General features: G+C 45.6%; 16 protein-coding genes. 10 read left to right on the top strand and 6 right to left on the bottom strand.

The genetic code is table 11. From position 1 onward, the window contains the following. Nucleotides 1–259: 259 nt before the first annotated feature. The 5 genes from parE (at nt 260) to FGB90_RS03515 (ending at nt 7,645) form a co-directional block, all read left to right on the top strand. Nucleotides 260–2,239, top strand: a complete 1,980-nt coding sequence (parE, locus tag FGB90_RS03495; RefSeq protein WP_138809168.1) for a DNA topoisomerase IV subunit B — start codon at nt 260–262, stop codon at nt 2,237–2,239. Further along, the gene (gene parC / locus FGB90_RS03500) at nt 2,240–4,687 is read left to right on the top strand and encodes a DNA topoisomerase IV subunit A (RefSeq protein ID WP_138809169.1); all 2,448 of its coding nucleotides are present in this window, start codon (nt 2,240–2,242) and stop codon (nt 4,685–4,687) included. A 206-nt stretch (nt 4,688–4,893) separates the two neighbouring features. Continuing rightward, entirely contained in the window at nt 4,894–5,598 is a 705-nt protein-coding gene (locus tag FGB90_RS03505; RefSeq protein ID WP_138809170.1) for an ABC transporter ATP-binding protein, read from the top strand. Further along, on the top strand, nt 5,585–6,880 hold the full coding sequence (locus tag FGB90_RS03510; protein WP_138809171.1) for an ABC transporter permease: 1,296 nt from the start codon (nt 5,585–5,587) through the stop codon (nt 6,878–6,880). Before FGB90_RS03505 ends, FGB90_RS03510 begins: the two co-directional genes overlap by 14 nt. Before the next feature lie 228 nt (nt 6,881–7,108). After that, complete coding sequence (locus tag FGB90_RS03515) at nt 7,109–7,645, top strand: GNAT family N-acetyltransferase (protein ID WP_138809172.1); 537 nt, start codon at nt 7,109–7,111, stop codon at nt 7,643–7,645. 146 nt (nt 7,646–7,791) lie between these two features. On the opposite strand, the gene FGB90_RS03520 is transcribed toward FGB90_RS03515, so the two are convergent. Beyond that, the gene (locus FGB90_RS03520) at nt 7,792–8,580 is read right to left on the bottom strand and encodes an LAGLIDADG family homing endonuclease (protein ID WP_138809173.1); all 789 of its coding nucleotides are present in this window, start codon (nt 8,578–8,580) and stop codon (nt 7,792–7,794) included. A 252-nt stretch (nt 8,581–8,832) separates the two neighbouring features. Next, the gene (locus tag FGB90_RS03525; protein WP_138809174.1) at nt 8,833–9,456 is read right to left on the bottom strand and encodes a fumarylacetoacetate hydrolase family protein; all 624 of its coding nucleotides are present in this window, start codon (nt 9,454–9,456) and stop codon (nt 8,833–8,835) included. Nucleotides 9,457–9,563: 107 nt separating this feature from the next. Here FGB90_RS03525 and FGB90_RS03530 point away from each other — a divergent pair, with 107 nt between their 5' ends. Beyond that, on the top strand, nt 9,564–10,364 hold the full coding sequence (locus FGB90_RS03530; protein WP_138809175.1) for an SDR family NAD(P)-dependent oxidoreductase: 801 nt from the start codon (nt 9,564–9,566) through the stop codon (nt 10,362–10,364). Between the two features lie 45 nt (nt 10,365–10,409). Continuing rightward, nucleotides 10,410–11,297 carry a DMT family transporter gene (locus FGB90_RS03535; RefSeq protein ID WP_138809176.1) on the top strand — a complete coding sequence of 296 codons (888 nt, stop codon included), beginning with the start codon at nt 10,410–10,412 and terminating at the stop codon, nt 11,295–11,297. On the opposite strand, the gene FGB90_RS03540 is transcribed toward FGB90_RS03535, so the two are convergent. Next, the gene (locus FGB90_RS03540; protein WP_138809177.1) at nt 11,281–12,033 is read right to left on the bottom strand and encodes a Cof-type HAD-IIB family hydrolase; all 753 of its coding nucleotides are present in this window, start codon (nt 12,031–12,033) and stop codon (nt 11,281–11,283) included. The two genes, FGB90_RS03535 and FGB90_RS03540, sit on opposite strands and share 17 nt — an antisense overlap. 190 nt (nt 12,034–12,223) lie before the next feature. Here FGB90_RS03540 and FGB90_RS03545 point away from each other — a divergent pair, with 190 nt between their 5' ends. Together FGB90_RS03545 and FGB90_RS03550 are read left to right on the top strand one after the other, a co-directional pair. Continuing rightward, nucleotides 12,224–12,967, top strand: coding sequence for a protein-glutamine gamma-glutamyltransferase (locus tag FGB90_RS03545; RefSeq protein WP_171051681.1), 744 nt, complete (start codon nt 12,224–12,226; stop codon nt 12,965–12,967). 175 nt (nt 12,968–13,142) lie between these two features. Then, nucleotides 13,143–13,403 (top strand): hypothetical protein, encoded by a 261-nt coding sequence (locus tag FGB90_RS03550; RefSeq protein ID WP_138809179.1) that lies wholly within the window; start codon nt 13,143–13,145, stop codon nt 13,401–13,403. On the opposite strand, the gene FGB90_RS03555 is transcribed toward FGB90_RS03550, so the two are convergent. Continuing rightward, nucleotides 13,404–13,664 (bottom strand): HPr family phosphocarrier protein, encoded by a 261-nt coding sequence (locus FGB90_RS03555; protein ID WP_138809180.1) that lies wholly within the window; start codon nt 13,662–13,664, stop codon nt 13,404–13,406. Between the two features lie 114 nt (nt 13,665–13,778). Between FGB90_RS03555 and kapB the strand changes: the two genes are divergently transcribed. Then, nucleotides 13,779–14,165 carry a kinase-associated lipoprotein KapB gene (kapB, locus tag FGB90_RS03560; RefSeq protein WP_138809181.1) on the top strand — a complete coding sequence of 129 codons (387 nt, stop codon included), beginning with the start codon at nt 13,779–13,781 and terminating at the stop codon, nt 14,163–14,165. Between the two features lie 92 nt (nt 14,166–14,257). Here the strand turns inward: kapB and FGB90_RS03565 are convergent, their stop codons facing one another. Together FGB90_RS03565 and FGB90_RS03570 are read right to left on the bottom strand one after the other, a co-directional pair. Beyond that, nucleotides 14,258–15,310: a peptidoglycan-binding protein gene (locus tag FGB90_RS03565; RefSeq protein ID WP_138809182.1), complete on the bottom strand. Its 1,053-nt coding sequence runs from the start codon at nt 15,308–15,310 to the stop codon at nt 14,258–14,260. Between the two features lie 270 nt (nt 15,311–15,580). Beyond that, entirely contained in the window at nt 15,581–15,910 is a 330-nt protein-coding gene (locus FGB90_RS03570) for a hypothetical protein (RefSeq protein WP_138809183.1), read from the bottom strand. Between the last annotated feature and the right edge of the window lie 221 nt (nt 15,911–16,131).

Here is a 16,131-nt window from a genome sequence, read left to right on the forward strand (position 1 = left end):
TGCGAGCAGCAGTGACTATTTCCCGCTAATATAAGCTGTGATCGCATGGAATCCGTGCGAATGAGATTTATTCACAAAACTGCTTGAAAAATCAAACATGAATCGCTACATTTAACATAGTACAAAAGACGCTCTCCAAATTCTGGTCCATCCGATAGAATAGATAAACGGAGAACGGGCGTTCTTATGTTATGATAGAAGAGAACGGCGTGGTCGGCACACGATGTTATGACCGGTACAGAAGAAAGGAGTTACAAGATTGACGCAGCATACTGGTTTTTCCTACAACGATGAAGCGATTCAGGTACTTGAAGGTCTTGATGCAGTAAGAAAGCGTCCGGGGATGTATATCGGCAGTACAGACCATCGGGGACTGCACCACCTTGTATTTGAAATTGTAGATAATGCCGTGGATGAGGCTCTTGCAGGTCACGGCAATCATATTAAAGTAACCATACATAAAGATGAGAGTATAACCGTCCAGGATGAAGGACGGGGTATGCCTGTCGGTATTCATGCTACAGGCAAACCAACACCCGAAGTAATATTTACGATCCTGCACGCAGGTGGGAAGTTCGGTCAGGGAGGTTATAAAACAAGTGGGGGTCTGCACGGGGTCGGTTCCTCTGTCGTAAATGCCCTTTCCGAGTTTCTGGAAGTTACCATCTACAGAGATGGTTCAGTGCACAGACAGCGTTTTGAAAACGGTGGTAAACCGGTAACCACCCTCGAAAAAACAGGGACCACCCGCAAAAGCGGAACGGCTGTTCACTTTAAACCGGATCCTGCGATCTTCAGCACGGTCCATTTTAATTATGAAACGCTTGCTGAAAGGCTGCGGGAAGCTGCATTTCTAATTAAAGGCATGCGTATTGACCTGACAGACGAAAGGCCTGCAGGTGAAAAGGTTCTGGAGACGTTCCAGTTCGATACAGGCCTTGAAGCCTTTGTGGATTACCTTAATGAGGAAAAAGAGATTCTTCACCCTGTTGTTGCCTTCACCGGTGTCCAGCAGGAAATTGAAGTGGATTTCGCCTTTCAGTACAGTGATGCGTACACAGAAAACATGCTTTCGTTTGTAAATAATGTACGCACCCGTGATGGAGGCACACATGAGTTTGGAGCGAAGACTGCGGTAACCCGGAGTATTAATGAGCATGCAAGAAAAATTCATCTTCTTAAAGATAAGGATAAAAACCTGGATGGCAGCGATATACGCGAAGGATTTACAGCGATCGTCTCCATTCGGGTGCCCGAGGAAAAACTCCAGTTCGAGGGACAGACGAAAGGGAAACTCGGCACCCCTGAAGCGCGTTCTGCGGTCGATTCCATTGTGAGTGAAAAGCTGAGCTTTTTCCTGGAGGAAAATCCGGAAATCAGCAACACCCTGATCCGCAAAGCCATTAAAGCGGCCCAGGCAAGAGAAGCTGCACGTAAAGCACGTGAGGATGCCCGGAGCGGGAAGAAAAACAGGCGCAAAGATGCCATGCTGAGCGGGAAGCTTACGCCTGCACAGTCAAAAAACCGCGAGAAAAACGAACTTTACCTTGTTGAGGGCGACTCGGCCGGAGGATCTGCAAAACAGGGAAGAGATCGTAAATTTCAGGCCGTTCTGCCCCTGCGCGGAAAGGTGATCAATACAGAGAAAGCCAAGCTCGCTGATATTATGAAAAACGAGGAAATCCGTACAATCATTTATGCAATCGGCGGGGACGTCGGACCTGATTTTGATATTGATAATATCAATTACGATAAAATTGTCATTATGACCGATGCAGATACAGACGGTGCGCACATTCAGGTGCTTCTGCTGACTTTTTTCTACCGGTATATGCGCCCGCTCATCGAAGCAGGGAAGATTTACATTGCCCTGCCACCGCTTTATAAAGTAAGCAAAGGGAGCGGGAAAAAAGAGAAAACCGAATACGCCTGGGATGAAGATGGGCTAAAGGGTGCGATGAAAAAAGTCGGTAAAGGCTATACAATCCAGCGATATAAGGGGCTCGGTGAGATGGATGCCACCCAGCTGTGGGAAACGACCATGAATCCTGATTCGCGCACACTTGTACGTGTCAAAATTGATGATATCGCCCGGGCGGAGCGGCGCGTGTCCACCCTCATGGGAGACAAGGTGGAACCGAGACGAAAATGGATTGAATCGAATGTGGCCTTCAGTCTTGAAGAGGAAACAAACATTCTGGACAGTGAAAACCTGGTGGTCACCGAGGAGGAGTCATAAGTGGAACAGGAAAAGGACCGTTACCTGGATCTGCCTCTTGAAGACGTAATCGGAGACAGATTCGGGCGATACAGTAAATACATTATCCAGGACCGTGCCCTCCCGGATGCGAGGGACGGGCTTAAACCCGTGCAGAGACGAATCCTGTATGCGATGCATCATGACCGCAATACAGCAGACAAGCCGTTCCGGAAATCTGCCAAAACCGTTGGTAACGTAATTGGTAATTACCATCCTCACGGGGATACTTCAGTGTATGAGGCCATGATACGTCTGAGCCAGGACTGGAAAATGAGGCATCTGCTTGTTGAAATGCACGGAAACAACGGCTCCATCGACGGAGACCCGCCGGCTGCAATGCGTTATACAGAAGCACGTCTTTCAAGGATTTCCGCTGAAATGCTGAAAGATATTGAAAAGGATACCGTTGAATTCATGCCAAACTTCGACGACTCTGATTCCGAGCCGGTTGTTCTTCCGTCACGGTTTCCGAACCTGCTGGTGAACGGTTCTACGGGTATTTCAAGCGGGTATGCAACGGATCTGCCTCCCCATAACCTGGGGGAGGTTATTGACGCTGCCATCCATCAGATGGAAAAGCCGGAATGCAGTGTTGATGACCTTATGGAGTATATTAAGGGACCTGACTTTCCCACCGGGGGCATTATTCAGGGCGTTGAAGGCCTTAAAAAAGCATACAGTACCGGTAAAGGCAAAGTTGTTGTCCGCGGACGCACGGAAATAGAAACAATGCGCGGCGGCCGGGAACAGATTGTAATTGATGAAATCCCTTATGAAGTAAATAAAGCGAACCTTGTCAAAAAAATGGACGAACTCCGTCTTGACCGGAAAGTGGACGGTATTGCTGAAGTAAGGGATGAAACGGACAGAACCGGGCTTAGAGTTGTTGTTGAACTGAAAAAAGATGCCGATGCAAAAGGAATTCTCACCTTTTTATTTAAAAACACTGATCTGCAGATTACCTACAACTTCAATATGGTGGCCATATACAATAAAACGCCGCAGCAGCTGGGTCTGAAAAAGCTTCTCGATGCTTACATCCAGCATCAGAAGGAAGTCGTTACCAGACGGACGGAATTTGACCTTAAAAAAGCGCAGGATCGTCAGCATATCGTTGAAGGACTCATGAAAGCCATTTCGATTCTTGACGATGTCATTGCAAAGATTCGTGCCAGTAAGGATAAAGCTGATGCAAAGCGCGGTCTCCAGGAGGCATTCGGGTTTACTGAGCCCCAGGCCGAGGCAATCGTCAATCTCCAGCTGTACAGGCTTACAAATACAGATATCACCACTTTGCAGAAAGAAAGTGAAGAATTAAAAAAACAGATTGAAAAACTAACGGCCATTCTGGCCAGCGAAAAAAAGCTGATCAGTGAAATTAAGCGTGAGCTTCGTGCTATACGCAAAGAATACGCTGAAGAACGCCGTTCGGTTGTCGAAAAGGAAATCGAAGACCTTAAAGTTAACCTGGAAGTTGTCGTTCCTTCAGAAGATGTTATGGTTACAGTAACAAAGGAAGGCTATGTGAAACGATCAAGCCTCAGGTCACACGCATCTTCCAAGGGCGAACCACCAGGGATGAAAGAGACAGACAGACTGATCGGGGAATTCGAAATCAATACAACAGAGACACTTTTGTTATTTACCCGCCAGGGATCCTATCTCTATATACCGGTTCACCAGCTTCCGGACATCCGCTGGAAGGATAACGGGCAGCATGTAGCCAACATCGTTCAGATGGCTGGTGATGATGAGATCATCAAAGCGATCCCTGTCAGCGAATTCAGTGAAAAGCAGTACCTTCTATTTGTAACGAAAAACGGCATGGTCAAGCGTACGCCACTGCCTGATTATAAGGCACAGCGATACTCAAGAGCATTGATGGCAGTGAAAGTGAAAAAAGGCGATCAACTTGTGGACGTTCATTTGACAGACGGGCAGAGCAACCTGTTTTTTGCCACATATACAGGTTATGGATTATGGTTCGATGAGGAGGAAGTCAGCATTACCGGCCAGCGCACAGCGGGTGTAAAAGCTGTCAATCTGAAACCGGATGATTATGTTGTCAGCGGCATCGCCTTCAGTCAGGACAGTACGCCTTCTCTTTTCCTGATTACCCAGCGGGGGGCGTATAAGCGGATGAATCTTTCTGCATTTGAGAAAACCACACGTGCAAAACGGGGAGTTGTTATGCTGAAGGAACTGAAACGGCATCCTCACAGAACAGTATTTTTCTTCGCTCTTGATGAGCCTTCCACTGTATATATTCAGGGTGAAAACGGGAAGACAGCATCTGTTGAATCAAGGAAAGTAAGAGCCAGTGACCGGTATACAAACGGATCGTTCGTATTTGATACGACAGAAACCGGTCCTGTAACCGATGCCTGGATTGAACCTGCATCAGGAAAGGATCCATCGCTGTTATAAAGAAAATCAGTCTCCGAATTAAAGAGATGCAATAAATATTAAACGGCCCGGGAGGATTAAACCTTCCGGGTCTCTTTGTGGTGCGACAGGTTAACCAGCTGGAAAAATGTGTTGACAACAGTTTAAAGGAACTATATTATCTTAAGTGTACTATTTAGTGTAATACACACGTTACACCGTTGATAAAATGAGGGGGAGGAAAGAAAATGATCGAAGTAAAGCATGTCCATTACGCCTATACCATAGGTAAAAAAGGGAAGAGAACGGACGTTCCTGTTCTTAGAGATGTAAATTTTGAGATCAGAAAAGGGGAGATCACTGCCATTGCAGGAAAAAGCGGGTCCGGAAAATCTACTTTACTGAACCTTCTGTCCGGATTTATTTCTGTCGATTCCGGAATGATTACGATTAACGGTAAAGATGTAACCGGGCTCAGTGAAAAGGGGTGGTCTTCATTCCGTCTTGAACATATTGGGTTTGTGTTTCAGAACTATGAATTGATACCGGGTTTAACAGCACTGGAGAATATAGAACTTCCAATGGTTTTAAAGGGAGAAAATCAACGGCTGCGAAGAGAAAAAGCTGAAAAAATGTTAAGGAAAGTGGGACTTGAACATCAGAGCTCACATTATCCAAATGAACTGTCAGGAGGACAGCAGCAGCGGGTATCCATAGGCAGAGCGCTTATAAACGAACCAGCCATTATTTTTGCAGACGAACCAACAGGGAGTCTCGATTCTGAAACAGAGCAGGATATTCTGACTCTAATCAGAACTCTGAATGAGGAAAAAAATATTACATTTGTACTGATAACACACGACCATGAAGTAGCTTCCCGGGCTGACAGACGGCTCACGCTTACTGACGGCAGGTTAACAGAGGAGAGGGGGGAGTACAGTGAAGCTAAGTGATCAGGTTCAGTTCACCATGAGAAATATGAGGAAAAACAAGCTGCGTATATTTATGACTGTGCTTGCAACAACAATGGGGTCCGCTTTTCTCATAGTCCTTGCATCCGTCGGTTTTGGACTTCAGAGCAGCCTGATGGAGGAGGCGTCCAGCCATCAGCCTCTTACGCAGATTCAGATCTGGGATCGGTATGAAAGTGATGAGCTGCAGGGAATCGATGAACGGACAATTGAAGAAATTAAAGAATTGGAACACATACGTACGGTTGTTCCAAGGGGAATGGTTTACCATATGGATGTATCACCGTCAGTTACTCTCGAAGATTACATGTCCGGTGCACAGGTGATTGTAACTGATTTCGAAGCTGAAAAGGATTCAAATCTGAGCCTGTCGGAAGGGGATTTTCCGGCTTCTGAAAACGAAATTCTTGTAGGCTATCACTTCAGTGAGTCTCTGATATCACCGGAAGCAGCAGAACAGCGGACTGATCCTGAAGATCCATACTTTGCTCCTGAAGAAGGGGATTACAGTGGTTCCGTTCTCGGTAAGAACATTACTGTAAGCTTCACCAATCAGGAAAGCGGTGAAATTGTCGAGGAGGAAACCTTTACGATCGCCGGGATTACAGCGGCTCCATCGAGAGACTGGAATCGGAACGGGAACATATACGTAGCGGGTGAGTTCCGGGAACACTTTATGGGACTTACGGGTCAGGAACACATGTATACAGAAATAAATGCCCACGTGACGAGTGTAGAGCATGTGGAGAATGTCACTGCCGAGTTGAAGGAGCAGGGATACAGTGTGTATTCCATATCAGAGGAACTGAGCAGCATGAATCTCTTTTTCAACGCCCTCAAGGCGGGTCTGATTTTTGTGGGAACGATTGCGGTCCTGATCGCTTCTATCGGCATATTTAATACGATGACCATGGCGGTTACAGAGCGGACCCATGAAATCGGCGTAATGAAAGCACTCGGAGCGAATCCGGCGGGAATAAGAAGAATGTTTCTGATGGAAAGCGGTGCTATCGGGTTAATGGGAACACTGTTCGGAGTTGTCATTGCGTACGCTGTCAGTGCTGCTTCAAATGTGATCATTCCGGCCATTCTCGAAGCCACGACCGGCACTGACACCTTAAATATAACCTTTTCAGCAATCCCGGCGGAACTGGTTTTAATCGCAGGACTGATCAGTGTCGCTGTAGCAACAGTCAGCGGTTACCGTCCGGCACTGAGGGCCACGAGAGTGAACGTTCTTCAGGCATTAAGAAGAGAAGCATAAGACCAAAGGTATGTAAAAGTAACAGAAAACGCGACTGAAAGTGTGATGAAAGGAGGGGGGGAAGTAGAATCCCAGGCTTAATTCACAATCTTTCACCCTCCAAAATGCCTGTTTTTTCAACGGGAAATTACATATAGATTACATAGTGATAACAAACAAAACTTTCGGCCTAATTTGTGATAAGTTTATATCAGACATTATAATTAAGAAGGATCTGAGGTCTGAAAGATGCAGCCAACTATCATCCGAACTATCGAACCTGAAGATATTCTTATGCTTAAGGCCGCGTTTCTTACGCGGGGAATTGACCGTGATGAGGATTATTTTGAACAGTGTATAGAAGAAAACCGCTACGGGAAACGAATTACTCTGCTGGCATTTTATAATAATAATCTCGCCGGATGCTGTCAGATGATCTGTGAATCCCGTTATATGCATTTTAAGGAGCAGCAGATACCGGAAATTAATGATTTGATCGTTTTTCCCGAGTTCAGAAGAAATGGAATTGCAACATTACTGATGGATGAACTGGAACGGATTGCAGCCAAACATCATTGTAAAGTCGGCCTGGGTGTAGGTCTTTACAAAGATTACAATACAGCGATGCATCTGTATGTGAAACGCGGGTATCTGCCGGATCGTCAGGGTCTGATGTACCGTAATGAACCAGTGAAACCTGGATCAAACGTTTCAGTGGATGATGATCTGCTGCTGTATTTTATTTTCCCGCTGACAAGTAAGGCTAAAGCTGAACAAAAGATTTAACCGGAACGAACGATGGTTCCGGTATTTTTTTGTTCCGTCTCAAAATATTGAGTTTACTTATCAATTGATACCAGAAATTGTTTTTATAGATTGGTTCCTATAATTCATATTATGTAAACTAAGAAATGAGAGAATCAAACTCAGCGTTAACTGAGAAATATCTCCCTCTTCCTCCTGATATAAATTGCAGCATCTTTATAGATCCATTCTCCAAAATCAGAAATGGAATTTTTTCCACTAATAAAAACTCTCCAGTGCTTACTGTTGTATTTTTCTATTCTCACATTAAAACCTTGTATATTAAGAATCTCATGTAATCTGGTCATAAATGAGCCGGATCCGTTTACAAAAGTTATAAAATTCCTCCCGGCGTTAATCAAACCGTCTCCATCAAAATAACCACGGATATAATGACTCAGGAAAACTTCGGGTACTTCCGGAAAGTCTAATGAAGTTGATTTTGCTGAAGTAAAACCATAATCGGATAGCGTACTTTTTATATGTTTGCTGTGGATGTTTAATGAGTGAACACCGGTTCTGCGATTAACTGCAATTGGGTGATTTGAACCAAGAAGTTTCCTGATGTCTATGAGTATATCTTTTTCTTTTTGTGAAAAACTGATAGTCTGCATACTCCTATTTAAACACCCATCAGAAGTAAAAAAGCCAATCACGTAAGACATATCCTTATTCCAGGTGTCAAAAAATAATTCATTTACATGATATTGCCTTTTCCAGCTCCCGAATTTTCTTCTCACGACACCAAATTCATTCATAAGGTTATTTACCTGGCGTATGGAAATGCCGGCCATTAAGGCAATATCTTTTGTTTTAGCTGTTTTCGGATAGATTGTTGTTTTATTACGCTGCAGGCGGATGCTTTCCGCGGGCATCGCTTCAGCCTCCTCAGGAAAAGCGCCCTGCGGGGTCTTCACCTGATGCTTTTCCCGCTGGAGTCACCGCCTTTCGCTCCATTAATAATGTGACCAATAGCAACAATCTATACGAACACAGCCTTTGTTTTATAACCCTTTTCATATAAATTCACCATCTCGCTGACTTCGATTTTTCTTTTATCCGGCATAATTACACCTCTCTTTAAAATATTCAGGTCTGACGAGGTGTAATTACATTATAGAACATTTGTTCTGGTTTGCAAATAATATTCTGATAATTACGAATGAAATCTACATTATTCTTGTATCAAATTCTCCTTTACGTTCATTCCCCCAAAATAAACTGAATAAATCACCATTCTGGGTTTTCCCCACACCTTTAGGCGTTCCGGTAAAAATAATATCCCCGGGGCCAATCCCGAAACAGTCTCTGCATTCGGCTATGAGACTTTGAAAATCAAAGATCATATCAGATGCTTTTCCGCTTTGTACGGTATCATTATTCTGAACCAGTGAAAATTCCGTTGTGACACATGTTTCCGTTCCTGGAAAATCCCAGAAATCCGTAAGCACTGCTGCGTTTTTGAAACCTTTTGCCCTGAGCCACGGATGCCCTTTTTCCTTAAGGTGCGTCTGTTCTTCACGAAGGGTAAAATCAATGCCCAATGCCATGGCATCCACGACTTCTTCCACAGTAAAACTGTCACCGGGTGTACGGCCGATTTTAAGCACAATTTCTGCTTCGTAGTGAATTTCTCCGCGGTCAGCAGGCAGTTCTACGGTTCCATCAGCTTTTCTCAGGCTGTGTGTCGGTTTTGAGAAAATCAGCGGCCTTTTGGGAACTTTATTGCCAAGCTCCTGTGCGTGACTGGCATAATTCCGGCCTATGCAGTAAATGTTTTTAATCTGTTCCATTTTCAATACACTCCTTTTTTTATGAGCAGTTGCACTGATCTGTTTATCAGTGGGAAATCAGGGAAATCAAGTGAAAGTATAAACAATTGATCAGAGGAGGCAGCAATATGACTATTTTTCATCCAGAAGCCCTTGCAGGTGAGCATATTGTTATTACGGGAGCTACCGGCGGCATTGGTATGGAAACGGCAAAATACGCAGCAGCCTGCGGAGCATCCGTCACCATAACCGGCCGAAATAATGAAAAACTTAAAAAGCTGAAAAAGGAACTTGAGTCCCTTCATCCTCCCGGCAAAGTGACAGCTGTTCAGTGCGACCTTACAGAGGAAAGTGATCGTCACTCACTTATAAAAAGTGCTGTTGAAAGTGCCGGTCCCATCACCGGACTTGTAAATTCAGCCGGTGTAGCAGGCGGTGCGGTAATGAAGGATCTTACAGAAGAAGAGGTGCGCTCCATCATGGAACTTAACTTCACCTCCACCCTTCTCTTAACCCAGCTTGTTTACCGGCAGATGATTGAGCTCGGGAAAGGTGTAATTGTGAATGTCTCCTCCCTCTCCGGCCTTCGGGGCACGTATGGAAACAGTGCATACAGTGCTTCTAAATTTGCACTCACCGGCTTCACACAGTCATTGGCGGTGGAAGCGATCGAACATAACATTCGTGTTAACGCGGTCTGTCCCGGGTTTGTGAATACAGAAATGGCAAGAGGTGCAATAAAGCGTAAAGCGGATCGCAATAACCGGTCCTTTGAAGAGGAAAAACAAGAGATCGAGAACAATCTTCCCTCCAGCAGGCTGACTGAACCGGGAGAAGTGGCCCATACCATCGTTTTTCTTCTTACGGATGCGGCGGAAAACGTGATCGGTGAATCCGTGAAAATCTCAGGCGGAAGTGTTATGAGGTAAAACGTTCTCATACACTTGCCTTAAAACAATGAAACGGGTGATCGAATGGGGCTTGTCCTGGCTTTCCTCTCTGCCCTTTGCTTTTCGGTTACAAATATCGTGCTGAAAAAGGGGATGCAGAAATCAGCTCATAACGGTCTCTGGACAATTACCTTTGTTAATACTGCGATTCTTGCTTCTGCACTGCTGATTATGGCATTTTTTAAAGGATGGCCGGACGTAAACCGGCAGGGAATTATTCTTTTTGCTGCGGCAGGATTTTTGATCAACATGGTGGGCCGGCCTCTTCTCTACGCGAGTATCAGAATGAACGGATCCTCCAAAGCGGTGGCCATCAAAAACGCTGCGCCGGTTTTTACGGTCCTGTTTGCTGTTACAATAATCGGAGAACAGATTACGCCCGGTCCCTGGACAGGAATCGGGCTTATTTTTGCAGGCCTTTTCATTCTGGCAGTACAGCTGTTCAGAGAAGATCCGGAAACGGCACGAAGAACAGGTTACGTACTTGCCCTGTTTTCCGCCGTAAGCTACGGGATTGGCCAGGCACTTACAAAAGAAGCAATGAACGTTCTTTATGAACCCATTCTTGGTGTATTTCTTGGGGTTTTAATTTCGTTTGTTTTACTTACGGTAGTTGAAATATTTAAAGTGCATGATTCTGTTTCTTTGTTTTTAAAGTTTCATTTCAGAAGTACTCACTTTATCTGGGCAGGAGTTCTTACAAGCTTTGCCCTGCTGTTCTTTTATCTTGCTGTGTCTTTAACGTATGTAAGCTACGCTGTGGCGATCCTTGCTGCAGACCCGGTACTGACCGTTATTTTTGCAAGAATACTCCTGAAAAAGGAGGAAGCGGTGACTCCCCTTACGATCCTCACTGCCATCCTTGTGTTTGCCGGGGCGGGAACGCTTGCTCTTTTCAGCGTCCTGCCCTGATTGCCAGATCAATCGCCTGGGCCACCCCGTGTTCGAGGTTGCTTGAAGTTACGAAATCTGCATGTTCCTTTACAAAATCCTGTGCATTACCCATTGCCACACCGATCCCGGCCTCTTTAATCATGGCCAGGTCGTTAAGGCTGTCCCCTACCGCCATAACTTCGTCCATTGTTATTCCAAGACGGTTGCAGACTTTTTTCAGGGCTGCAGCTTTGTTGATCCCCGCTGCGTTTATTTCAAGATTTTTCAAACTGGAGTTACTGATCTCAAGCCCCTCTTTACCAGAAAGAACCGCCCGGATCTTTTCGCGGACCTCATCGTCCTCCACATCAAAGCCGAACTTCATCCACTCGTACTCGTCCAGTTTTTCAGGCAGCTCTGCATTCCACACTTTATCAACAGATGCAGCCCAGAAGTGGGTTTTGTGCTCGTCAGTGAGGTCCCTCATGAGCTCCATAAACTCGACATCCAGGAGCTGTCTGTCCACGAGACTCCCGTCTGTATGCCATACTTCACTTCCGTTTACAGTGACAAGGTAGGATTTCAACCCCAGGTCTTCTGCATATTTCCCTGCTGTCAGCATCATCCTGCCGGTGCTGAGCACGACTTCAATTCCATGTTCATGGGCACGTTTAATTGACTCGGCGTTCTCAGGTGAAACGTCCATATTACTCCCAAGAAGCGTTCCATCCATATCGAGTGCGATCAGTTTTATTTTCTTTTCGGGAAACATCATGTTGTCATCATTCCTTTTCAGATCTTATCTTTGTTAAAAATACTCTGTACGGTTTCTGCATGCACTGGTTCATACCAGTGTTTCCCTTCTACTGTACACGAACCGTTAAAAAAAATGAAATGATTCAATGTAAATGAACATAGTTATCTTCTATACCGGCCTTATCCTGCCCGGAAGGAGTGGACTGCCGATGATCCGGATAAACGGACAGCGGCTGCAGATCGAAACCCTGAACCTCAGCAGCCTGAGTCCCGAACAGCAGCGGATTCTGAAACTGATGGACGGCTACCGAGACGTTTTTGATTATGCTTCTCTCCACGAGCTCTACTTCGAGCTTTATCTGCGTGTGCATATCATTAGAGCTTCTTACTTTCTGAATGAAAGCGGTGCTTCTTTTGCCACCTTCACCACTTCATACTGTAACGACTATCTCTGGTACCGGACCGGCCGCGGCGGTTTTTATCTCCGGCCCGGTGTACCGACGCATGTGGGCATAAACGATATCTTTAACAACGGTACGCTCTATGCGTTCGAGTGCGCGGTAGCCATTGTAATCGTCTTTTACAAAGCTGTCCTCGATGCACTCGGTCCCGCTGTGTTTAACAGGCTGTTTCCCCATGTTTATCTGTTCTCATGGGAAGCTGACAGTAACCTCGGTATGCATGCCCATGTCAGCACCGATTACATCCCTGGTGACTGCGTGTACTTTGATAACCCCGACTTTAACAGGGCAACACCTGAATGGCGGGGGGAAAATGCAATCCTTATGAACGGTGATATGTACTTCGGACACGGAATAGGAATCGTTGAGGCAAGCACCATTATCGGATTTCTGAATGAAAAACGCTTCCCCGGTTCACGCCGTTCCGCATTCCTGAACAACTTTATTGTAAGACCTCATTTCAGATACCTGAGTCAGTTTTACAGATCCTGAAATCCAAAGAAGGCCGGCTGCGCGGATGAGTGATCCCCGCAGCCGGCTCATTTTTTTCCCGGAATTCTCCTTTATAATCCCGCTTTCCCCCTTGTCATTACCCTGCAGATGGTTATAGTTACGCTTTCATTTATGCTATAGTAGTAAATGAAATTAAACCTTGGAGTGGATGCCATTGTTTACTGTAGGAGATATTGTGTATGTAAATAAGCAGGGCCGCAGCAGTTACGTGGGTAAAGGAAATGTTACTGCTGTCTGCAGGACCCTTACTGAACTGCACGAATACTTTCAGGAAGAGCATCCGTTTTATGATACGTATGTTTCCTGGATAAAAAAGGAAAAGTCTGTTTACATTGTGGAACTTGAAAGCAGCATTGGAAAAGCCGGCTTTTTAGAGGAGGAGCTTACTCACGAACTGATCGGCTCCTCCCTCTGATCATTGTTCTGTTTTCTCCACCAGCACACTCAGCGTCCTTACCGCCTCTTCGGCATCCGGCCCTTCTGCACTGATGGAAAGGATCTGTCCGGAGGCTGTGGTGAAAAACAGGTTCATTACGCCCAGCACACTTTTCAGGTTATAGCTTTTTTCCCCGTTAAGAATATAAAGCTCACTCTCAAACCGGCTGGTGGCATGAATCATCGTAAGAATTTTCTGGACGGAGAAACGGTGGTCCTTTCTAAACGTACAGGTAATCATCTTCGATTTTCCTCCTTTTCACACAGCTCCTGTTCCTCACTCTACCAGAAATGGCACAGGGGCTATCAGCATCCGTAAGATAATGTAACAGACTATTTACTGGAGGGTTCCTTTGTGACTGATTCCAACTACGCTCCTGGTACGGTTGTTACCGGAGTATACAAAACAGGCAAGTATATTGGGGAAATTACCGATATTAAGAAAGACAGATATGTGGTTAAAGTTATGGCGGTACTCAAACACCCGAAGCAGGGTGACCTTCACAGCCCGAAACAGACGGATGTGCCTCTTTTTCATGAGCGCAGGGCTCTTGGTGAACGGGAAAAAACGAATGTCCCTGCTTCTCTGGTAAAACCGTACGAGGGAACTGTACCTGATTACAGAAGTTCACTGAAAGAAGCCCTTGAAAAAGAAAAAGCCGCTCTCCAAAACGATCAGAGTGACTGGGCAAAAATGGCACTGGACAGAATCAATAACCTTGAAGAAGATTATTTCAGCTGACCTTGTCATGTATAAATGCAGCACCCGCCGGGATCAGAACACCGGCGGGTGTTTTCCTGTGCAGCTGATATATTAACTTTCCTGCCTGAATGTCAGTCGATTACAGTAACTGCTACATCCCTGCGTCCAAATGCGAGAGCATCACTTCTGTCTGGCATAAAGATATCAATTCTGTTGCCCTTTATAGCTCCGCCTATGTCGGCAGCGAGGAACGTTCCATACCCTTCAACGTGAACCTGCGAACCGAGCGGAATAACAGACGGGTCTACGGCAATTACCTTTTTATCGGGGTTGCTTCTCAGATCAAGGCCGGTAAAGGTGATCCCTGAACATCCGTTACAGTAGGCCGTGTAAGCAGTTGCTTCTACAGTGAACGTTCTGCCTTCGGGCTCTGATGCTGAGCCACTGCGTGAGGTGGATTCAGACGCCGATTCAGAATCCGACCCGGACGCGGAGGCAGGCTCACTTACCGAATCGGTACTGCTGTTTTCCCCGCTGTCACTGCTCGCGGAAGATCTGGATGAGGAAGGTGTGCTTTCCTCATCTGCTGACGATTCAGACCCATTTGATTCCTCTTCCGTTGTACCTGCTGATTCAGATCCTGATGATGCGGATGCTACAGCTGTCTCCTGAGCCCCCTGAAGCCGTCCATGTATTTTTCCATAAGTCTGCGGACCAGCGAGACCGTCTGTAAGAATGCCTTGCTCCCGCTGAAAATCAGTTATCGACCGGTGAGTTACCGGGCCAAAAACACCATCAAGCTTACCGTTATAATAGCCCAGCTGCTTAAGATCCTCCTGAAGTGCCAGAACAGCATCACCTCTGTCGCCCTGACGGAGTACCTGAAGCGCCCCAAGCGTCTGCGGGCCTGCAACGCCATCAACCTTTATGGAAGCGTCACCCTGAAACGCTTTTACCGCTTCGGCAGTTGTTTTATCGAAAACACCATTCACTTCTTCTATGTATCCCCGTTTATTCAGCAGCTCCTGAAGGTATGCTGTCTCCTCGTTTTCCACTCCCTGTTTTAAAAGATTGTCACCCAGTACATTCGAAGCATCAGCCTGATGCGGGCCGGCAATCATAAAGATGGAAAAAGCTGCAAAAAGACAGACAAACCACTTTGTCCTCAGTCTGTTTAATGTCATACCTGAATCGCCTCCTTGAAGTGTATGACATTACAATATAATAATTTTCAGAATAATAGAATTGTAATCCGGCGAGTTTAATGGTATTGAAATATGACTGTAACCGCCCTGATAAAAGGATTGGTACTTTCCTTAAATCTCCCGTTATTGTGCATATTATCGCCAAAATAAAACTTTTTCAGAAAAGTAAAGATGTGATAATTGACGTTTTATGTCTGTTCATAAAAAGAACCCCCGGTTTCCGCCGGAAGTTCGTGTATATTCCTGTCTTTAATCATCGAGTGCGCCGATTTCCTCTATCGCCTTTTTTGTCTTTGGAGTTCCGAGCTGATAGAGCTTTCTGAAGATGTCTGTCAGTTCATCCCGGTACTCTCTTCGGTCATGGTCGGCAAACTCATCCTGGTAGTGATGAAATGAAAGCAGACTCTGTTCATCGGAGTCGTGGGCCTGTGCATGCTGCAGCGCATCCTGAAGCTCTGTGATCTCCTCCTCTGTTGCCTCGATTTCATATTCATAACCGTTGGAGCCGTCTGCAATACTGACATCACTGATAAAGTCCATACTGATTGGATTGAGCTGAATATAGTACTTTTTTTTCATCCTAAACCCTCCTGTAGTGTGTGCCTTTCCGCATATTTTCTGCTGTTTTTCAAATAATACACATAACCTGAAAGACTGGAGTGATTCGTGGTGACCTGTCCAGCAGAAAACAGACCGGGATAGCAGCCGGAGAACCTTTCAGCTTTTGCTGGATGATTTTCATCAGTCGGATGATTTTCACATGATTCAGTATAAGGCTGGAGCAGTATCCTGATGTTAAC

The sequence above is a fragment of the Alteribacter natronophilus genome, from assembly GCF_006007885.1.
In the GTDB taxonomy this organism is placed as follows: domain Bacteria; phylum Bacillota; class Bacilli; order Bacillales; family Salisediminibacteriaceae; genus Alteribacter; species Alteribacter natronophilus.